This is a genomic window from Comamonas sp. UBA7528, assembly GCF_002479375.1.
Classification (GTDB): Bacteria; Pseudomonadota; Gammaproteobacteria; order Burkholderiales; family Burkholderiaceae_C; genus Comamonas.
Genome location: NZ_DLMU01000017.1, coordinates 34,397 through 55,320, shown reverse-complemented (window position 1 = coordinate 55,320; position 20,924 = coordinate 34,397). Strand labels below are relative to the sequence as shown.

Below are 20,924 nucleotides of genomic sequence, written 5' to 3'. Positions count from 1 at the left end.
CAGAGCCAGAGCCAGAGCCAGAGCCAGAGCCAGAGCCAGAGCCAGAGCCAGAGCCAGAGCCAGAGCCAGAGCCAGAGCCAGAGCCAGAGCCAGAGCCAGGCCGGGAGGGGTCAGATGCCGGAGGAATTGGGTTTGCGGGGTCTGTTCCTTCTGCTTGACCGGCGTTATTGCTTAGGCCTACCCGAGCTCTTACAGAATTAATATAATCTCCGGCTTTTTCTGTTGTGCGCACATCATCAACTTTAATATCACCACTAAAATCGCTAAGCACAATTTGAGCCATTCTTTTTACTAAATGCTCAGGCAGGACAAGTGTGAGATTGTCACTATCGCTGTCAATATTAAACCCCAGTTTTTCTAAATTATCAGTTGTAAAAAATCGCTGAAGCGATGTGATGGGGAAATCCTCATCGACGACAATTCCGTTTTTTTCAGCCCATAGCGCATATTGACCGGGACGTTTATAGTCCACCGGATGGCCATTGTTCATTTGGAAGACTGTACGCATGTAGGCATTCCAGTTGAGCTGGCCTACACCTCCCTGTGCACCAGAATGTCGTGCTAAAACCTCGCGTGCAATCGCATCATCACTGGTGGAATATAAGACATCTATTGTCTTCACAATATTGTCTTTGTGCTTTTCTCTCAAAGATTCAATAAAAGGCTTTAAGCTTTCTATCGGACAAAGACTAGGATCGTTTAGTAGTTTTAGAGAAGTAATACGCCGATTTCCATCCATTACTACCCATTTGTCGCCATTGGGTTTCACTAAAATAGGCATAGTAGTTAGGCCATTTTCAGCAATATCTTTCATCAGAGCTTTTAGCTGTTCTTCTTTGCGCAAAATTCGTGCAATGCAGTCCGCTTGATCGCTTCCATCTCGAATTCTCGGATTTCGAATATCTAATAATATGTCCGCAATAGGGATTCCCATTTTTGCGTGAAAATCATTTCTGCTCATAATATAAATCCTCTAAAGAAGTTGATGACGTTTTTTTGTATTGGTGATTTCTTCATAATTTGATGAAAGAAGTTGGCGCTTGCGAGTCTGTTTGTTGTTTTTTTGCCTTCTGTGCCGAGCTTGTGTGTGGTCGCTTCTTATGTTGTAGCGGATTGGGTATGGAACGCCTTGGCTTGCTGCTCTTTGTTACACTATAGTTCGTAAGTTCTAAAAACTCAATGCGAGGGCGAAGTGAGTGCAGTAATTATGAAGCGTAGAAGCGATTATGGTTATGTAGAGAATAAAGACATTCCAATTAAAAAAGTTATTGGATTGAATATATCAAAATTCCGTACATTTAATAATCAATCTCTTTCTCTGGGCAGTCATGTGACTGTTTTTTCCGGCAGAAATGGAAGCATGAAAACATCCTTGATGGGGTTAGTTGCTCATGTTTTCACTAGTTCCTCCAAAGATGCCTTTGGAAAAGATTTAAAAACTTCATTGAAGGAAGTTTTCAAGCTGTCAGATAAATTTGATAAAGATAAATATATTTATGATATTGAGATTGAAACGACTAAAGATGAAAAAATAAGCGAACCAGTTTCAATATATTTCACCGAGGGTAAGACGCAGCGACATCGTGTCGTTCTTTCTGGTAGTGAAAAGGGAGATGGGAATTTTCAATACAATACTTCATTTTTGAATATGAAGCGTCTGTATCCATTGGTTGATACAAACGCCAGCGAGGATTTAAGCTTTAAATTGACTGCACAAGAAGCAGAAGATTTGAAAAAATTTTACGAGCGTATTTTTCCTAGCTCTACTTATTCTAGCTTTTCACCAGTCCATCAAAAAAATCTAAAAACAACTTTTGGGCCGCAAGGTGAGAATTCTCTATATGATTGGAGTTCAATTTCATCTGGAGAAGATAATTTAGGAGCTATATTTAATAGATTATTGGGTTTTCAGCGTTCGTTTGTGAAAGGAAATAGTGAAGGTAATGGAATATTATGCATAGATGAATTTGAAAGCAGCTTGCATCCCGTTGCTCAGCTTAAGCTTTTTGATTATCTTTATGAGTGGTCAAGATTATATAGAGTACAAATTGTAATTTCTACTCATTCTTTGCACTTGCTGCAGCATATTTATCTTAAACATCAGCCAAATTTAGATGCCAGCAGAGTTGTAATTAATTTTGTTAGTAAATCTACAGCGTCAGATGGAAATCACCCTATAATAAAAAATCCTCCATATGACAAAGCCTATAAGGAACTAACTTTTAAGAGTCCCGAGCAAATAGCTGAGCAAAGAAAGATTAAAGTTTTTTGCGAAGATGAAGTTGCAATTAATTTTGCAAAAAGACTTGTTAAGAACAGAGATATTCTTAAACTAGTTGAATTCAGTTCTACAGTAAATAAGGACGATAAAAATAACAAGGGAACTTCATACAGCGCATTAAAAACTTTATGCGGTTTCCCTGTATTGCTTGAAAGTTCAATTGTTATTTTTGATGCAGATGTTGCTGAGACAGTTACAGAAAACATAAAAAATAAAGATTTTTTTATGCGGCTGCCCGATCAAGATAATTTGGCACTAGAGAGAAGAATTATATGCTTCATTATTGGGTTGAATAATGGGCATGACTTTTTTGTTAAATTTGATAGAGAGAGAGATATCTTCTTAAGCTCTATGGCAGATTATGAAATTCCATTGACTATTGAAGATGTGAAAAATGAGAAAAAAGTACCTATATCGAAATGTAAAAACTGGGTAGCTTCAGAAAAAGGTGATTTTAATAAATATGTGACCTACTATGTCTCTCATATTGAAGAAGCTGCAACTGAGTTTAGATCGGAATTCTTGAAGAGAATTAATTCTGTAAATATAGGATTAGGGATGCCTGTTGTTGCTATCAAGTGATAGTGCGAGTGGGATGGGGTATTTGCTGTATGATTGCTATATCACGCCCGTAAGCGTGATCTGGGCTTGGCAGCCCTGAACAACAGGCGCAGCAGCCGCGCCATACAAGATGGTCTGCGGCTTTTTGCTTTCTAGAGCATGTCTGCGTGCACATGGTTACCGTTTACGGTGGGCCGTGTGGGGACACCCGCGAGGGTGTGCCGGTGCCTGTTGCCGGTCTGCCAACCCTGCACGGTCCACCACCTTCTCTTGGCAGGGGAGGTGATGGCTCAAAGTCCATCAACAGGAGCCTCGCCATGGCTGACATCTTTCTCGGTTCTTCTGCATCCGCTGTCTCTGCTCGCCCTGAGCTTTCGATTCACGACGGCGCTGTCACCACCACCAGCCTTCAAGTTGCACAGTTCTTTGGCAAGCGCCATCGTGACGTAATGCGCGCCATCAAAAACTTGGTCGCTGAATTGCCCGAATCAGATGCGCGCAATTTTGCGCACACCTGTGTTGATGTCCGAATCGAAGGCGCTGCCAACATGCAGGGTGCAACACGACAGGACTCTGCCTTCCGCATGACCCGCGAAGGCTTCATGTTGCTGGCCATGGGCTTTACCGGCAAAGAGGCACTGCGGTGGAAGCTGGCCTATATCGCTGCGTTCAACCGCATGGAGGCCGAGCTGCAAAAGCCCGCGCATGACCCACAGCGCATTCAACTGGCCCACCGCCTGGCCGCCCAGGCAGCAGCCCAGGTGACCCAGACCGTGTTTGATGCCGTGATGGCGGCGGACGCCGCAGGCTGGCAGCATGGCCGCTATCTGCTGAGCCTGGGCTACGACCGTGAAGGGCAGGCTACCGTGCCTGTTGCCAAAGCCATTTCGCACGACCAGATGGTGTTTTCACTGCCCAGTCTGTCCGAGTACATAGCCAGTGGCGAATCCATGAGCAGCGACGCCCAACTTGCCACCCTGGCATCCGCCTGCACCCAGCGCCTTGCTGCACACGCCCAGCACCGTGAAAAGCAGATGACTTTGCCAGGGCGCCAAGACAAATCATCCGGAACGACCAGTACCCCAGATACAGCGCAAGCGACCCTCAGTTAGGCATGTGTGAGTGCGAGGTAGCGAGTTGTGTAGTCAGCACTGTGCTGCGCAGAACTCGCTGTGTGCCGTTGGTGGAGAGAATAGATGACGGGCTTGCTATCTGTCAGTGATGGCTGAAGAAGTTCGCAGTAGGGCGGAAGTAATTTAGAGAAGTACTTCCTCTGGATTGTTCCTGGCTACCCACCGACCATCGGTGCATGGGTTTCTACAGCCACCTCACCACCGACCAGCTAACTGCCAAGCGCGACAGCTATATGGCTGCGCTGGATGCGCGTCTTACTGGCCCCACGCAGGCCAGCAGCAGTGCGGACGGCGTGGGGGGCCGCGCTGTGCAGTTCAATGCGGACACCACGCAACTGCGCCGCCAGATTGGTGAGATCAATGCAGAGCTGCAGCGCCGTACAGGCCAGCAGCCGCGCCGACCCATCTACTTGGTGTAGTCATGGGCCGCAAAACGCATCTTCACCGCCAAAGCCGTGCTCGTGCATCTGTTGCGCAGAGCGGGGCAGCCATGTCTGCCTACCAGGGCGCATCGCACACCGATTTGGCGCTGCGTGATTGGCAGCCCTTTGCTGGCAGCGCGGATGCGGATCTGCTTCCCGAACTGTCCACCCTGACCAGCCGCAGCCGCGACCTGGCCCGCAATGACGGGTTGATGGCTGGCGGCATTCAGACCCACCGCGACAACATTGTGGGCGCGGTGCTGCGCTTGTCTGCCATACCGGATTACCGCCTGCTGGGTTGGGCGCCTGAGAAGGCCCGGGAGTGGGGGAACAAGGTGGAGGCGCATTTCCGCAGCTGGGCGGAGACCACCGACTGTGATGCCGCACGCACGCTGGATTTGTTGGGGCTTACGGTGCTGGCCCTGGGCGGGGAAATGGTGAACGGCGATGCAGTGGCAATCCCCAAATGGTTGCCCCGGCCGGATAGCCCGTGGAGCACGCGCATCAGCGTGATTGAGTCTGACCGGCTGGAGACGCCGCCCCACATGATGGGCGCGGCCCGCATCCGCCATGGGGTGGAGTTTGACCGCGAAGGCGCGCCGGTGGCTTACCACTTTCGAGGTGCGCACCCTGGCGATGCGCTGCACTTGAGGGGTGACGAAGCGCAAGACCTGCACCGCTGGGAGCGGGTGCCTGCCTTTACCCCCTGGGGCCGCCGCCGTGTGGTGCACCTGCACGCCAAAGAGCGCACGGGCCAAAGCCGTGGCAAACCCATTGTGAGCGCGGTGATGCGCGAATTCCACATGGCTGGCCGCTACGCGCAGAACGAGTTGCAGGCCAGCCTGGCCAATTCCCTGGTGGCGGCGTTTCTGGAATCCGACCTGGACCAGGAATCTGCGGGTGCGTTGTTTGGGGAAGATCCGCGCGGGCAGTGGGCTCAGTCCGTGAAACAGGCGCAAAGCATTGGCAAGCTGCAGGGCGCTGCGGTGATACCGCTGCCTGTGGGCGCCAAGATGACCAGCTTTACCCCTGGTCGCCCCAATGTGGCGTTTGAGGCTTTCATGCTGGCGGTGGAGCGGCGCATTGCCGCTGGCATGAACCTGCCGTATGAGCTGTTTGCCAAGGATTTCAGCCGGGTGAACTACAGCAGCGCCCGCGCTGCGTTGCTGGAGGCCTGGCGCTACTTTCATGGCCGCCGCCGGTGGCTGACCACCACATGGCTCAAGCCTATTTATGAGCTGTGGCTGGAAGAGGCCGTGAACGCGGGCGTGATTGAAGCGCCTGACTTTTACGCCAACCGCTACGCCTACACCCGCTGCCGCTTTGTGTTTGGCGGCAAAGGCTGGGTGGACCCGGTCAAGGAAATCACAGCCGCCAAGCTGCGGCTGGAGATTGGTGTATCCACCCTGGAGCAAGAGTGTGCCGAGCAGGGCCTGGACTGGGAAGAGGTGATGCACCAGCAGCGCCTGGAGGCCCAGTGCCGCCGTGACCATGGCCTGCCTGAACCCGGCGCTACCACCTGGATGGTGAACACCGCGAACCAGGATGGTGAGGGCGTTGATGGCGACGGTGCCGAAGACCGCCGCAATGGTGACGGCGCTGGAGCCGACCGCGACCGCAAAGGGGCAGGGCAATGAGCCAGTGGATGCAACCCTATCCCCATCTGGCGGGCCGGCTGTTCAACACGCCGCTGCTGGTGCACCCGCAGAAGCTGGATGCCATTCTTGCCGGCCTGGGCCAGCGCCTGCTGGGGGCCGATAGCCTGCAGATAGAGGCTGCTGCGCTTGGCCCTGCTGCGGCGCTACCCGCTGAGATGTTCACCACCCGAAAGGGTGAGCGCACAGAGCGCGGCTACCGCGTGAGCGAGGGTGTGGCCGTGATCAGTGCCATGGGCGGACTGGTGCACCGCACCCGCCTGGATGCCGACAGCAGCCTGCTGATTGGCTACAACGACCTGGCTGCTGATGTGGAGGATGCGCTGGGCAAGAGCGATGTGCACGCCATTGCCCTGGTGATGGACAGCCCAGGGGGCGAGGTGTCTGGCGCGTTTGAGCTGGCGGAGCGCATTTTTGCAGCGCGTGGTGCCAAGCCCATGGTGGCCGTCGCTGACGGCATGGCCGCCAGCGCCGCCTACCTGGCAGCCAGTGCAGCTGATGAGGTGGTGCTGACCAACACCAGCTATGTGGGTTCCATAGGCGTGGTGATGCGCCATGTGGACTTTAGCCGTGCGCTGGCCAATGAGGGTATCAGCGTGAGCCACATCTATGCCGGTGAGCACAAGGTGGACGGCAACCCCTACCAGCCTTTGCCTGATGCCGTGCGTGCCCACCTGCAGGCCGACATTGAAGGCCTGTACCAAATGTTTGTTTCTGCCGTGGCCCAGCACCGGGGTATGGCCGAACAGGCTGTGCGCGACACGCGTGCAGCCGTGTACCGGGGCGGGGCCGCTGTGGCTGCGCACCTGGCTGATCGCATTGGCACTGCCGATGCCGTGGTGGCTGAGCTGGCCAGCCGTCGCGCCCGCAGTTACCCGGCAGGGCCGGGCCTGTCTTTTCAATCTTCAGGAGCTTCTATGACACAAGCCACCCATTCCACGGCGGCAGCCCCGGCTGCGCCTGCCAATACTGTTGCACCTGGTGCGGCAGCCACTGCTGGTGCCGGTGCAGATACAGCGGCCGCCGCTACTGCTGCCGCCATACCCGCTGCCCCCGGCGCGCAAGCCGCCATTGACCAGGCGCGTGCAGATGGCGCCGCAGGTGAGCGTGCCCGTGTGGCCGCCATCCTGGGCCTCGCCAATGCGGCAGCCAACCCGGCCATCACCCAGCAATGCATCAGCACCGGGCTGAGTGCAGAGCAGGCCAAGGGCTTTCTGGACGTGGCACCTGCTGCCGCCAAGGTGCAGGCCGCGGCCCCTGCCAACCAGTTTGCGCAGGCCATGGCTGCCATGGGCAACCCCAATGTTTCTGGTGTGGAAGCCGCCGCACCTGACAGCGAGGCCGCGGCAACTGCCCAGGCTGAAGCGGGCTGGGGCTTTGCCTTTGGCTACGGCAAACGCTGATTCACCCCATCCCAATCAGGAGAGTACCCATGGAACAACTTGCTCCCGGCACTGCCAGCTATTTGGTCAGCGAGGCCAATGGCACCCGTTCGCGCGAAGTGGTCACTGTGGCCAAAGGCCACCAACTGCAGCCCGGTGCGGTGCTGGGCGCCGTTGAGGCGACTGGTCAGTTTGTGCCGGTGGACCCTGCCGCCACCGATGGCAGCGAAACCGCGGTTGCCGTGCTGTTTGCCGAGGTGGACAGCACCGATGCCGAGCGCGCTGCCGTGGTGACTGCGCGAGATGCAGAGGTGGCTGCCCACGCCTTGGGCTGGCCCGCAGGCATGACCGAACCCCAGAAATCCACCGCCCTGGCCAAGCTGGCCGCCCGCGGAATCGTTGCGCGCTAAGGCGTGCGGAAAGAACAGAGGTAACCACATGGCAGACCTGAATATCTTCAACCACGGCGCTTTCCACATGACGGCGCTGAGCGCTGCCATCCAGCAGGCGCCGTATGTGCCCCAGCTGCTGGGTCAGCTGGGCATCTTTACGCCGGACCGCGTGCGTGTGACGACTGTGGCGGTGGAAGAAAAGGGCGGCGTGCTGTCCCTGATCAAGACCAGCGAGCGCGGTGCGCCCCTGGAGGAGGCCAAGGGCGAAGAGCGCCGTATGCGCCACTTCAACACGTCGCGCATTGCGCGTGGCAAGACGCTGTATGCGGCCGAGGTGCAGAACATTCGCGCCTTTGGCACCACCAGCGAGCTGCAGGCCGTGCAGAACGAGGTGGCTTCCATCATGGACGGCCGCGTGGGCTTGCGCGCTGCGGTGGAGTTGACCCACGAAAACATGCGCCTGGGCGCTGTGCAAGGCAAGGTGCTGGATTCTGACGGCAAGACCATCTACGACTGGTTTGAAGAGTTTGACATCAGCCGTCCCAGCACCATCAATTTCGACTTTGCCAGCGCCACGGCGGAAGAAGGCAAGGTGCGCACCAAGTGCAATGACGTGATCCGCACCATGATGCGCGCCAGCGCGGGTGCCTGGCTGCCGGGGCAGACCTATGCGGTGGGCCTGTGCGGTGATGACTTCTTTGATGACCTGACGGGCAATGCCGAAACGCGCAGCACCTACCTGAACCAGCAGGAAGCAAGTGATTTGCGCAATGACGTGGGCCAGGCCTTTGGCACCTTCCGCTACGGGAACATTCTGTTCATCAACTACCGGGGCACTGACGACAAGAGCACCGTGGCCATCAAGACCGATGAGTGCCAGTTTTTCCCGGTGGGGGCGCCTGATGCATTCCGCGCGGGCTTCTCGCCGGCGGAGTTTCTGCCCTTTGTGAACACCCCTGGCCAGGAGGTGTACGCCATGGTGGTGCCCGATTTGCAGCGCCAGGCCTGGGTGCGGCCCGAGGTGTACAGCTACCCGCTGTTCATGTGCACCCGTCCCGGCATGCTGCTGCGCGCCAAGCGTAAGTAAGGGTGGGGCACTTTATGCAGGCAATTCCATCCGCAGCCGATGCAGCACATGCAGCGCTTGCGCCTTTTGCGCAGGTGGACGCGCTGCTCAACATCGGCGTGCAGTCGGTGCTGGCCAACGCCGTCGCTACATGGCAGGGCGGGGAGCCCTTTGGAGTGATCTTCGCCTGCGGGCAACACAACTCGTTTGGCGAGGTGGCCGTGGGTGAAGTTGTCTGCAGCCTGCCCCTGGCGTGCGCCCCAGGCCTTGCACGGGGCGATGAGCTGGTGATTGACGGCGTGCCCTACGAGGTAGCGGCACCCGTGCAGCCAGACGCATCGGGCTGGGTTGCCCTGCAGCTGCGCAAGCTGGAAGTGGGGGCAAGCCATGGCTGAGCACATGCAGCAGCAGATCGTGCAGGCGCTGCAGACCACGCTGAAGCTGGCCGGCACTGCAGCACAGGACCGCGTGCGGGTGGATGGCCTGGATCTGCTGCCCGTGGGCGACTGCCCCGCGCTGGAGCTGACTGTGGGCGATGAGTCTGTGGCGCCCATCACCAACGGCAAGGCCGGCGCCGCAACCCAGCAGCGCGAGCTGCAGATTGAGGTTGCTTGCCTGGTGGCGGGTAGCCGCGACTACCGGCCCCGCGCCGCGGAGCTGTTGGCACAGGTGGAAGAGGCGCTGGGCAGCCGCCAGCCCACCGTGCTGGACGGCTTGCTGGCCCGGCGCCCGCGCTTGCTGGGCACGCGCCCGCAGCTTGACGGGCAGGGGGCGCAGGCCGTGTATGCCATCCGCAGCATGTGGATGTTCCGTTACTTCACCGCCGAAGGCGCCCCGCGCGGCCCGGTAAGTGTTTGATTTTTGAGGATATTGCCATGAGCACTTCTGACGTTCGCACCTCTGCCGGCAGCAAGCTGCTGGTGTGTGCTGCTTTGCCGGCCAACTACACCATTGCCGCCTTCCAGGCGCTGGCCTGGGTGGAGGTGGCTGAAATCACCGACTTGGGTGAGTTTGGCCGCGAGTACAGCCAGGTCACGCATTCGCCGCTGTCCAGCCGCCGTGTTGTCAAGCGCAAGGGCAGCTTCAACGAAGGGTCCATGACCGTGCCCATGGCACGCGATGCGACGGATGACGGCCAGGCGCTGATGACGGCGGCCAGTTTGACCGATGACAGCTACAGCTTCTGCATTGAGCTGCAGGACCACAGCCGCTTTTACTTCTCTGCCCAGTGCATGTCCTACAAGACCAATGTGGGCGGAGTGGACTCCATCACCGGCCGCACGGCACAGCTGGAAGTGGACAACGCCATTCTGGAGGCTGCGGCTACCAGCTTTGCGCTGAGCTATTCCGCACCGGCTGCCGAGGGCGACATCGTGGGCCAGCCGCAGCAGACCGTGCTTCGTGGCAGTACCGGCAAGCCGGTGTTTGCCCAGGCCGAGGCGGGGTTTGAGTTTGTGCAGTGGAGCGATGGCGTGACCGAAAACCCCCGATCCGACGCCAATGTGCAGGCTGCCGTTACGGCTGCCGCTGAATTCAAGGTGGCCTGACGCCTGCGAACCGATATCCCCGCTGTTGCACGCTGAAGCTGCAATGGCGGGGCCGTTGTCCAAGCCCTTCTCTTACTTCATCCATACCTATTTGTCATGCTGACTATCAACGACCTTCGTGTTTCGGACACCGCCGAATTGCATCTCAAGGATGCAGCAGGGGCGCCTATGTTCTATCTGCCTGCTGGCGGCGATCCGGAGAAAGACAAGAAGCCGGTGCTTGTGGAGCTTTATGGACCCGGATCTGACCAGTACCGCCAGGCACAGCACGCAGCCCAACGTCGCGTGATGCACCTTGCCAAGAGCGGGCGCAAGTCTTTGGCGGATCGGACGGTGGACGAGCTCAAGGCCGATGCCGCGAAGTTGCTGGTCACCCTGACTGTGCGCTTTGACGGCTTGGATCTGCAGGGGCGGCCGATGCCGGAAGTGCTGCAGGCGCTGTACGCAGATCCGAGCGTTGGCTACATCACCGAGCAGATCGACTCTTTCTGCGCGGCCTGGGCAAATTTTTCTCCCAGTGCGCTGCAGAGCTGACTCTCTACGTGCGCACTGTGGCGTGGCTGAACGCTACGCCAAAGGCCAAGCCCGATAACACCGTCCGTAACAAGAGCTCCAAGAAAGATGATGCAGCACCACCAACCCGCCGCGAAAAGCTCATGGCCGAAGGCCGTGAGCATGCGCTGCCCGATCCAGGGCCTGCGGGGTATTTGCTGCGCGTGCTCTTCGATGTGGGGCCGCTGCAGCCTGGTGGTATGGGGGCTGTCCCGCTGGATTATGTGCAGCTGCAAGCGTGGCAGCAATGCCACGGCATGCCGCTTTCATCCTGGGAGTCAGAGCAGCTGCGGGTGCTTTCCTGTGAGTACTTCCGAGAGCAGCACCGCGCAGAGGATCCGAGCGCTGCAGCACCCGGCAGCGTGGATGAAACGCCGGAGCAGCAACAGGACCGCCGCCAACGCGTCAGCCAAGGCCTGGGTGAGCAGCTGCGCGCCTTTGCAGCCGGAAGGAAGCCTTGATATCAGCGAGGCTAGGGCATGAGCGGGCCGGTCAATTACCTGAAGTTTCTGCTGACTGCTGACGGGAAGCAGTTGCGCGAGGAAGTCGAGAAGTCACGCAAGACCGTCACTGATTTTGTGGATGGCTTCTCCAGCGGCCTGGGGGGCTTGCGTGGTGTGCTGGCGGGTGTGGGTGCGCTGCTGGCAACCAAGCAGATCCTTGAATATGCAGATGCTTGGGGGCAGATCAGCAGCCGGGTGGTGATTGCCACGGGCAGCACCCAGGCCGGTACCGCCGCATTGGAGCGGTTGATGGGCATGAGCTCGCGGGTGTACAAGCCAATCGCTGACACGGCAGAGCTGTTCATTCGCACTTCCAACAGCCTTGAGCAGCTTGGTTTCAGCACTGATGAGGCTTTGACCATGGTCGAAGCGCTGAGCTATGGCCTGGTGGTTTCTTCCGCCAATGGAGAAAAGACGAAATCCGTCATTGATGCCTGGTCGAAATCGATCATGCAGGGAAAGATGGGTTTGGGTGAGTTCCAGACGGTCATCAGCGGCGCGCCTCGGCTGTTGAAGGCGATGGCCGATTCGATGGGGATGAGCGAGCGGGAGCTGCTGAAGTTTGTGGCCAGCGGCCAGATGACGGCAGACAAGTTGCTGCTGATCTCCAAAGAGGTGGAGAAGCTTGGCGCCGAGGCCGACAAGATGCCAACCACCATGGCTGATGCGGGAACGCGCCTTGGGAATGAGCTGACGGGCTGGGCGGGCAAGTTCAACGAAGTCACCGGTGCCAGTGACATGGTGACAGGTGGGATCAACTCTGTCAGTGCAGCAGTCAAGGCATCTGGCCAGGTGATGGCAGAGAACAAGGGTGTCATCGTGGCAACCCTGGGGGCGTTGACTGGGGCGGGCGTGGCGGCAGGCGCGCTGGCTGTTGGATCCGCCATCATGGGAGCTGGCGGGCCGATTGCCGCGATTGCTGCGGTGCGTGCTGCATTCATTGCCCTGACCGCTGTTATGGCTGCGAATCCTGTCGGCTTGGTGCTGCTGGGCATTGGCGCTGCGACGGGGTTGGCGATTGCCTCGAATTCAATGTCTCCACAGGGCGAAATGCTCAGTAAGGAGATAGCCGCGCAAGAGAAGCGGCTTGCGGATGCGGAGGCATTGCTGGAGCGTGCTGGTGGCCCCAACGGCGGCATGACTGCGAAGCTGGAAGCGCGCATCGCTGGCCTTAAGACTTACGTTGCGGAGCTGAAAACGCAGCGTGATGTGGAGCTGGGGGTGGAGACAAAGGCCACCGATGGCATGGCAAAGCTGACCCGGGAAGAGGTGCAGGCGGCCGAAGCAGCAGATGAGTTGGCGGACATCCGTCGTGGCCTTTCCGGCGTGAGCAAAGACTATCTCCCCACTCTGGAAAAGCTGAACAAGCATTACCGTGAAGGGCGCCTGTCCGAGAAAGAGTACGTTGATATCGTCAACGACCTTGCCAAAGCCAATTACAAAGCGGATGACTCTTCCAAGGCCAAGGCTTCTGCTGCGAAGGCTGAGAAGTCGGCATTTGACACGCTGATTTCGTCCATCCGCACCAAGCGTGACCAGATGCGGCAAGAGCTGCAGGACGATGAAAAGCTGACCGAGTCGCAGAAGCTACGCATCAAGCTGGATCAGGATCTGGCGCAAGGCAAGCTCAAGCTGTCTGCGACCAGCCAGGCTGCTGTGCGTGCTGATCTTGAGCAGCTGGCTATCGAAGAGAGGCGCATGGAGGCCCGCAAGGGCAACAAGCTCACCGATGAGCTGCTGTCTGCCAATGCGCCACTGGCTACCGACTTCGCTGAAAAGTGGAAGCTGCTTTCTGCGGCCTACGACGGGACAGAGGCAAGCATGGAGCGCTTGATCAAGGCGCAGGCCGTGCTGCTGGCCCAGCAGCCTTTTGCCCAGCAGGCCGCGGCGCTGGTGCAGGCCAGGGCGGAGGCGGAGCAGTATCTGGCCGTGATGCAGCGTGCCCAGGCCCGTGAGGTGGCTTCCGTCGGCATGGGAGGGCGCCGCAGCGAGTATGTGGCTGGCCTGAACCAGATTGAAGATGCATACGCAGGGCGCCGCTATGACCTGGGCCGTGACCAGCAGCAGGCGCGTGTGCGCAATGGTGGTTCTATGTCGGCCGAGCTGGAGGAGTACTACCGCCAGCAGTTCGCGCTGATCGATGAATTTGAGCGTAAGGCCAAAGCCAGCTACGAGAGCACTTTCCAAGCCATTGGCGAAGCGCAGGCTAACTGGGTCAACGGCGCGCAGCGTGCATTTGATGACTATGCGGCTTCTGCTGCCAATGTGGCGGAGCAGACTGCAAGCCTTTTCTCGCGCGCATTCAGTGGCATGGAGGATGCGCTGGTGAGCTTTGTCATGACCGGGAAGATGGATTTCAAGAGCCTGGCCGAATCCATCATTGCTGACCTGATCCGCATCCAGATCCGCGCCAGCATGGTCCAGTTGCTGGGCGGCGCAAGCGGTGGCGGTGGTCTGTTTGGCGCACTGGTGAGCGGCGTTTCCTCGTTCTTCGGGGGCGGCGCATCTGCATCCGCACCTGCGAGTGCCGTCGCCGCGGATGTGCCTGGCTGGATGGATGGAGGTGCAAGCCTGAGCTTTGGCGGTGGCCGTGAGCGCGGCGGCAGCGTGGCGGCCGGGACTATGTACGAAGTCAACGAAGCCGGGGACCCTGAGCTGCTGAATATCGGCCAGCGGCAGTACCTGATGATGGGCCACCAGTCGGGCAGTGTGGTGCCCTTGTCGGGCTACAGCGGCGGCGCTGTGGCAAATGCCGGTGTCAGCCAGGCTGCTGCACCCATGCAGATCGATGTGCAGGTGATCAACCAAGGCCAGCCGGCCCAGGCGCAGGCGACCGTGGAGCGCCAGCCTGACGGGCGTGCCTTGGTGAAGGTGATCCTGAAAGAGGTGGCCGGCGATATGGCGGCTGGTGGTGTTACCGCGCGGGCTGTCAAGCAGCGCTTTGCTCTGCAGGAGGCCTGACCATGGCGCAGCTACCTGATTACGTGACCATGCTGCTGGATGAGGCCGGCGAAGAATTTGATCCGGGCGTGGTCAAAAGCGAGATGGAACGCGGCTTGCCAAAGATGCGGATTGGCACCAGCCGCGTGGTGGTGAGCGTCAGTGCAGCGCTGCTGTTTGACAGCGCGGAAGACGCGGGCAGGTTTGAGACTTGGTATTTCAACGATATCCGGCGCATTGGCTTTTTTGACTGGGTGGACCCGCGCACTGGCACTGTGCGCACCGGCCGCTTCAAGGATGGCGCCATCGGCAAGCTGGTGCCCACGATTGCCGGGTACGCCCAGAGCAAGCGCTCCGTCACCCTGGAGTACCTGCGATGACCGACTTCCGCACGCGCAACCAGCGCATCACCGATGACGTTGGGTTCATCCAGCTGCTGGAGGTGAGCAACCCCAGCTTTTCCGAGCCGATGCTGATCTGCAACGACGTGCAGGACTTTGTGAGCCAGGGCAAGTCCTACATCGGCCTGCCTTTTGGCTTCGATCTGCCTGACGACGTGAGCGGCAGCGCGCCGCGCATGCAGCTGGCAATGGACAACGTGGGCCGCGGCGTCAGCGATGAGCTGGAGCGCCGCCAGCCCGGCACCACCACCATGGCCAAGCTGATCGTGGTGGGCCGCGATACGCCTGACCGGCATGAGCATGTGTTCTGGCTGCCCATGTCCAGCGTCAGCATCAGCGGCGCAAGTGCCCAGGCCAGTTGCAGTGTGGACGAGGTCACCCGCCAGTCGGCCTGCAAGCAGATGGCTACGCCTTTCACCTTGCCGGGGATTTTCTGATGCTCGAACGCATTGAAGCCCTGGTGGGCATTGCTTATGACCCGCGCCGTATGGATTGCGCCGACCTGGCCATGCAGGTGCAGCAGCAGGTGTTTGGCCGTGCGGTGCTGTTGCCAGGCCGCCGGCCACGCCCGCTGGACAGCGCTGCCCAGGCCCGGGAGATCGCCGCCATGGCTGCCCAGCTGGCCGACCCGGTGCAGCGCCCGCAAGACGGCGATGCCGTATTGATGCGCGAAGTGGGCGGTACGCATGCAGGCCATATTGGCACTTACTTTTTTCTGAACTACACGCCGTACGTGTTGCACGTGGCCGCCTGGATGCAGGGGGGCAGCACGTTGCACCGGCTGCAAGAGCTGTCGGGTCTGGGCCTGACGGTCGAGGGGTACTACCGATGGAAATGACCCGCGCTGAAGCCGCTGCTGTGGCGGCCGTGGATGGCATGCCGGCCGAGCTGCTGGACGCCATGGGCCGCCTGGTGGTGACACCGCATGCACTGACGCAGGAGGGGCAGCGCAATGTGCCGGCGGATCTGCAGCCCGGCGAGAGCCTGGCCGTGTTCCTGGGCCGGCACGTGCCCGGCATCGAATCGGGCGCCTGGGTGGTGAGCATTGGTGGGGCCATGGTGCCGCGCGCCATGTGGGCCCACGTCTACCCCAAGCACGGCATGCACATTGCCTGCCGTGCCGTGGTGGCCAAGCAGGCCGTGGCGTTGGTGGCCATTGCGGCGCTAACGTACTTCTCTGGTGGTCTTGCCGCTGGGCTGTACGGCGCCATGGGTGGCACCTACGTGGCTGCCTCTGCCGGGTTTGCGCTGGCAGCGATCCAGGCCGGCATTGTCATTGCCGGCTCCATGCTGATCAACAAGGTGCTGGGCCCCAAGGTGCCCAAAGTCGGCGATGTGGCCGCTGCGCGCCAGGTCTACAGCCTGAGCGGCCAGCGCAACAGTGCGCGGCTCTATGAACCTTTGCCGGTGCTGTGGGGTGAGATGCGTGTCTCTCCCGACCTGGCCAGCCAGTCCTACACCTGGCCTGAAGGGGAAGACCAGTACATGTCCGTGGTCTTGCTGGGTGGCATCAATGTGCACACGGCAGCGGATCTGGCCATCGGTGATACGCCCATCACCTCGTACACCGATGTGAGCGTGTTCCACAACGGTTTTAGCGGCATGCCCAGCGTGGCCGTGCCCTTGTACAGCAACGTGGACACCATCGCCGGTGGCGAGCTTCCTGACACCACTGCGTGGGTGACGCGCACCAGCTCCGCCGGTGCCGTGGGCCTGCATGTGGATCTGGAGTACCAGCTCTTTACCCAGGGCAACAAGGGCTTGAAGCGGGCCTACCTGAACCTGGAGGCGCAGTACCGTGCTGTTGGCACTACGGCGTGGCAGAACCTCTTTGCCCCCAAGCAGCTGAGCAACAACACGACAGAGAACCGGCGCGCCACCTTCGGTAAAACCGTTCCTTCGGGCCAGTATGAGGTGCGCATGCGCCGCTTGGACGGCCCGAACCCGGACAAGACCACGCGCCAGGTGGCCTGGACATCGCTGCGCACCATCCAGGCCGACACCACCGACTACAGCCAGTGGGGCCGCATAGGTATCAAGATCAAGGCCACGGGCCAGCTGTCTGGCAGCCTGGACACCCTGCGTGCCACCTACCGCGCCCGCCCGCTGCCGGTGTGGGATGGGCTGGCATGGGCGACTGCGACCACCCGTGAGGAGGGGCTGAGCAACCCGGGCGCCATCATTTTGCAGACCTTGCGCGGCGTGTACGCCAAGGACCGCGATGGCAAGGATGTGCTGCAGTGGGGCTATGGCATGTCGGACGAGCAGATCGACATCGAAGGCCTCAAAGCCTTCATGCTGCACTGCAAGGCCAAGGGCTACACCTATGACCGCTGGGTGACGCAGCAGATGTCCCTGCAGCAGTTCTGCGACGAAGTGGCTCTGGCCGGCATGGGCCAGTTCACCTGGACCGATGGCAGCCGACCCACGGTGGCCTTTGTGAGCAGCGGCCAGCCCATCAGCGCCGTGGTCAACATGGCCAACATGAAGAAAGCCGGCTTCAGCGTGGACTACGTGCTGGGCAATGCGGCTGATGGCATCGAGTACCAGTATCTGGACCGCAACACCTGGGAGACCAAGACACTGCGCGTGACGGCGCCGGGCGTGACCACCATGCTCAACCCGGCCCGGGTGACGGGCGAAGGCGTAACCAGTGAGGCGCATGCCGCCGTGCTGGCGCGTTACCACTTGGCGCAAAGCCTGTATCAGTTCAAGACGGTGCATTTTCAGGCGGACATAGAGCACCTGGACTACCGCCGGCTGAGCTTGCTGTCGGTTTCGCATGACCTGACGCAGTGGGGCTTTGGCGGCCGTGTGATGGCGGCGCAGATCGTGGACGGCAAGATCCGACTGCAGCTGGATGAGGCCGTGCCGCCGCTGGCCACGCCGCACATGGGCTTGCGGATCCCTGGTGAGCGTGACTACCGTGTGTGGCCCATGGTGCCGATGGCCGAGGCCTCGGACGTGGTGGAGCTGGTGGGCGAGTGGCCCGCCGGTGTGGCGTTCCCTGGGGATGGCCTGGACAACCCCGCGCACGACACCCTCTGGTGTGCGGACTTCAAGCCCACGCCGGGCTACCGCGTGCGCGTGACCGGTATTGAGCCTGAGAGCGACCTGTCCGGCGCTGCCGTCTCTTGCGTGCCTGAAGGGCCTGAGTTCTGGGACTACGTGCTCAACGGCACCTATGTGCCCGCGCCCAACCAGAGCAGCATCCCGCAACTGGGCCGGCCGACCGCGCGCGACTTGCGCGTGCAGGAGCAGGTCAATGTGCAAGGCGACACCGAGTGGTATGAGCTGCACGTCCAGTGGGAGGTGGATGGCGACTACGACCACGCCCAGGTCTGGGCGGGGCGTGACGGCAGCGAACTGCGCCTGGTCGACGGCAATGCCACGGGCACCCGCACCACGTTCCGCATCGATGGGGCGGGGGAGTGGCTGATCGAGGTGCGGCCCTTCAGTCCTGGCGGGCGTGTCGGTCAGTCGGCTGCGCTGCTGTACATCACGACGGCGACGCAGGTGCCGCCCCGCAACCCCGGGGAATTCGCTGTGATGCAGGTGGATGGGGGCCTGCGCCGGTTCATGTGGTCCTATTCGGGCGACAAGCCCGCGGCGCTGGCCGGGGTGCAGATCCGCTACCTACCCGGTGATGTGCCTTTGACTGAGGTCAGCTGGGAGGGCATGCAGCCGCTGGGGGTTGCGGACGATATCTACACCGCCCAGTTCGAGACCACCAAGCCGGAAGCCGGGCAGTGGACGTTTGGGCTGCGTGCGATCGACACGGCGGGGGTTCTGGCTCCGGGAGTGGTGCGCACCGTGGTGCAGCTGGACGGGGTGTTTGATGACATCATTCAGCCGGACCTGACGCCGCCACCCACGCCCACCGGGTTCGAGGCCTCTGCCGCGCTGACCAGTGCCACGCTGCAGACGGATCTCCCTGCCTATGAGCAAGGCCATGGCCATGCCAGCAGCAATTTCTATGTGGCTGAGGTCACGGCGGAGGTGCCGAACCCTGGGTTTGCCGCTGCAGGCCTGGCGGCGGCCGGGCCGGAGCACATCACCACGGCGGCCGTTGAGCTGGGCAAGACCTACCGTTTCTGGGCCAAGTGGAAGACGGTCGACGGCGTGGAATCGCAGCAGCCTGCCGGGCCGGTCACCTTGACCGTGGGCAGGGTCGGCAACAGTGACCTGGGCGCGCTGGTGGTGGAGGCGGGCAACCTGGCCAACAACGCGGTGACGGCAGACAAGCTGGCGGCCCAGGCTGTGGACGCGACCAAGTTTGCCAGCGGCATTGAGCCGGTGGGCATCGTTGCAAGCGGGGCCCTGCCCACGGTCAAGGGCACCAGCACCATCGTGTATGGCGGCAAGCTATACCGGTGGGATGGCAGCAAATACACAGCGGCCACGGCTGCGGCGGATGTGGCAGGGCAGATCGGGGCCACCCAGATTGCGGATGGTGCGATCAGCACCCCCAAGCTGGCAGCCAATGCGGTGACGGCCGCGGCCATTGCGGCCGGCGCCATCACGGCAGCCAAGCTGGCAGTTGATTCTGTGACGGCGGCGGCTATCGCTGCAGGGGCAGTGAATGCCGAGCAGATTGCGGCGGGGGCGATCACCGCCAGCAAGATGGTGATCTCAGACGCCAGCACCCTGGTGCCCGACCCCGAGTACATGGAGTTGGGTATGTGGACCTCGGCGGGTGCTTCAGTCCAGCTTCTTTCCAACGAGCCCAACCAAAACGCTGGTACGGCAAGTAAGAAAGTGCTCGGGGTATACCGCGTGGGTACTACTGCAGGCGTCCTTGCCGGGGTGCAATCAACGTCGTTCCCTGTCAAGCACTCTGCGGTTTACACGCTTCGTACTGCAGTCTGGTCGAACGCCGCAGGTTCGTGGCGTGTGTCGATCCTCTGGTACAACCCGGCGGGAAATGTGGTTTCGCAGGCAAATTTCAATGACTCTGCTGTGGGCGCGGGTTGGCGGCAGGTGTTCCTTCAAGCCACAGCGCCCGCTACCACCACGAGTGCCCGGGTCGTTTGCTATATCGACGAGGGTAGCGCAGCTACCTATCTCCGCGTCGGAAAGCTAAGGGTTGCAGAAGCGACTTCGGCCGAACTGATCGTCGACGGCGCCATCACCGCCGCCAAGATCGCTGCCAATGCCATCGCAGTGGGCACGGCCGCAATCCAGGACGGCGCCATTGTCAACGCCATGATCGGCAATCTGTCCGCAGACAAGATCACGGCGGGCACCTTGGCGGCTGCCCGCATTGCGGCGGGCTCCATCACGGCCTCGCACCTGGCCACCAACTCGGTGACCACGGACAAGATTGCCGCAGGCTCCGTGACGGCCAATGAACTGTCGGTAGCGGCAGTGACGGCGGCCAAGATCGCAGCCAAGACGATCACGGCGGCGCAACTCGCTGTCGGCGCTGTGACGGCGACCGAGATCAGCGTGGCCTCGCTGAGCGCTATTGCGGCGAACCTGGGGACAGTGACAGCGGGGCGCATCCAGAACGCGGCGAACACCTCGTTTTGGAACCTGGGGGCCACCGGCGCGACGCGCATGTTCCAGCTGGGCAGCGACCTGTCATACGACGAGGCCAACGGCCTGCGCCTGAACAAGCTCAACGTGATCGAGATGGCTCAGCTGGCTCCCGGCAGCGTGAGCCAGAGCCAGACGTTCACAGGTGGGACGGTCACGATCTGGAGAAACACCGCATGGAGCACCGTCATGACGTTCACCTTGGCAGCGGGCAAGTCTGCGGTGCTGTCTGGAACCGGAAGTTATGTGTTCGTCAGTCTGCCCGATATCAGGCCTCCGAAAGAGTATCTGTATAGCGCAGAACTGCAGGTGGTTGTCGGTGGTGTGGTGGCAATGCTCGTAGTGCTGCCGGGGACGGCGCTTCAGTCGTCGTTAGATGCCACACCCATGCCATTCGCTATCCCCGGATGCGTGGCCAATGGGTCCATGACGGCTTCCTCTCAAGTGCTGATACAGGTCCGCAGCGTGAGCAATAGCCCTGCGGATGTCGTTTGGCGTCAGATCAGGTCACTGACCTTGAACGCCCTCATCGTTAATCGTTAACCAAAAGG

Annotated in this window: 18 protein-coding genes; 17 read left to right on the top strand and 1 reads right to left on the bottom strand. The window is 60.0% G+C overall.

The genetic code is table 11. From position 1 onward, the window contains the following. Positions 1-961, bottom strand: a 961-nt coding sequence (locus B3349_RS20620) for a ParB/RepB/Spo0J family partition protein (RefSeq protein WP_291591607.1), incomplete at its 3' end; no start/stop codon positions are given. Between the two features lie 231 nt (positions 962-1,192). Between B3349_RS20620 and B3349_RS20615 the strand changes: the two genes are divergently transcribed. From B3349_RS20615 to B3349_RS20535, 17 genes are all read left to right on the top strand, one after another. Continuing rightward, positions 1,193-2,863 (top strand): AAA family ATPase, encoded by a 1,671-nt coding sequence (locus B3349_RS20615; RefSeq protein WP_291591605.1) that lies wholly within the window; start codon positions 1,193-1,195, stop codon positions 2,861-2,863. A 296-nt stretch (positions 2,864-3,159) separates the two neighbouring features. Then, positions 3,160-3,954 carry a Rha family transcriptional regulator gene (locus tag B3349_RS20610; RefSeq protein WP_291591603.1) on the top strand — a complete coding sequence of 265 codons (795 nt, stop codon included), beginning with the start codon at positions 3,160-3,162 and terminating at the stop codon, positions 3,952-3,954. A gap of 197 nt (positions 3,955-4,151) precedes the next feature. Further along, positions 4,152-4,394 (top strand): hypothetical protein, encoded by a 243-nt coding sequence (locus tag B3349_RS20605; RefSeq protein WP_291591601.1) that lies wholly within the window; start codon positions 4,152-4,154, stop codon positions 4,392-4,394. 71 nt (positions 4,395-4,465) lie between these two features. Next, positions 4,466-6,034, top strand: coding sequence for a phage portal protein (locus tag B3349_RS20600; protein WP_291591598.1), 1,569 nt, complete (start codon positions 4,466-4,468; stop codon positions 6,032-6,034). An 8-nt stretch (positions 6,035-6,042) separates the two neighbouring features. Beyond that, the gene (locus tag B3349_RS20595) at positions 6,043-7,455 is read left to right on the top strand and encodes a S49 family peptidase (RefSeq protein WP_291591596.1); all 1,413 of its coding nucleotides are present in this window, start codon (positions 6,043-6,045) and stop codon (positions 7,453-7,455) included. Between the two features lie 29 nt (positions 7,456-7,484). Beyond that, positions 7,485-7,844: a head decoration protein gene (locus tag B3349_RS20590; RefSeq protein ID WP_291591593.1), complete on the top strand. Its 360-nt coding sequence runs from the start codon at positions 7,485-7,487 to the stop codon at positions 7,842-7,844. A 28-nt stretch (positions 7,845-7,872) separates the two neighbouring features. Further along, positions 7,873-8,913, top strand: coding sequence for a major capsid protein (locus B3349_RS20585; protein ID WP_291591592.1), 1,041 nt, complete (start codon positions 7,873-7,875; stop codon positions 8,911-8,913). Between the two features lie 14 nt (positions 8,914-8,927). After that, the gene (locus B3349_RS20580; protein ID WP_291591591.1) at positions 8,928-9,287 is read left to right on the top strand and encodes a head-tail joining protein; all 360 of its coding nucleotides are present in this window, start codon (positions 8,928-8,930) and stop codon (positions 9,285-9,287) included. Next, a complete protein-coding gene (locus tag B3349_RS20575; protein ID WP_291591589.1) occupies positions 9,280-9,750 on the top strand; it encodes a hypothetical protein in 471 nt (156 codons plus the stop codon). The genes B3349_RS20580 and B3349_RS20575 overlap by 8 nt, the downstream gene beginning before the upstream one ends. 17 nt (positions 9,751-9,767) lie before the next feature. After that, complete coding sequence (locus tag B3349_RS20570; protein ID WP_291591587.1) at positions 9,768-10,439, top strand: InlB B-repeat-containing protein; 672 nt, start codon at positions 9,768-9,770, stop codon at positions 10,437-10,439. Between the two features lie 96 nt (positions 10,440-10,535). Next, positions 10,536-10,973 (top strand): hypothetical protein, encoded by a 438-nt coding sequence (locus B3349_RS20565; RefSeq protein ID WP_291591586.1) that lies wholly within the window; start codon positions 10,536-10,538, stop codon positions 10,971-10,973. 17 nt (positions 10,974-10,990) lie between these two features. Next, positions 10,991-11,452 (top strand): hypothetical protein, encoded by a 462-nt coding sequence (locus B3349_RS20560; RefSeq protein ID WP_291591585.1) that lies wholly within the window; start codon positions 10,991-10,993, stop codon positions 11,450-11,452. An 18-nt stretch (positions 11,453-11,470) separates the two neighbouring features. Then, positions 11,471-14,455: a phage tail tape measure protein gene (locus B3349_RS20555; RefSeq protein WP_291591583.1), complete on the top strand. Its 2,985-nt coding sequence runs from the start codon at positions 11,471-11,473 to the stop codon at positions 14,453-14,455. 2 nt (positions 14,456-14,457) lie between these two features. Next, a complete protein-coding gene (locus B3349_RS20550; protein ID WP_291591581.1) occupies positions 14,458-14,814 on the top strand; it encodes a hypothetical protein in 357 nt (118 codons plus the stop codon). After that, positions 14,811-15,272 (top strand): DUF1833 family protein, encoded by a 462-nt coding sequence (locus tag B3349_RS20545; protein WP_272970640.1) that lies wholly within the window; start codon positions 14,811-14,813, stop codon positions 15,270-15,272. Before B3349_RS20550 ends, B3349_RS20545 begins: the two co-directional genes overlap by 4 nt. Beyond that, positions 15,272-15,673 carry a hypothetical protein gene (locus tag B3349_RS20540; protein ID WP_291591576.1) on the top strand — a complete coding sequence of 134 codons (402 nt, stop codon included), beginning with the start codon at positions 15,272-15,274 and terminating at the stop codon, positions 15,671-15,673. The genes B3349_RS20545 and B3349_RS20540 overlap by 1 nt, the downstream gene beginning before the upstream one ends. Further along, entirely contained in the window at positions 15,670-20,916 is a 5,247-nt protein-coding gene (locus tag B3349_RS20535; RefSeq protein ID WP_291591574.1) for a host specificity factor TipJ family phage tail protein, read from the top strand. The genes B3349_RS20540 and B3349_RS20535 overlap by 4 nt, the downstream gene beginning before the upstream one ends. Positions 20,917-20,924 lie beyond the last annotated feature (8 nt).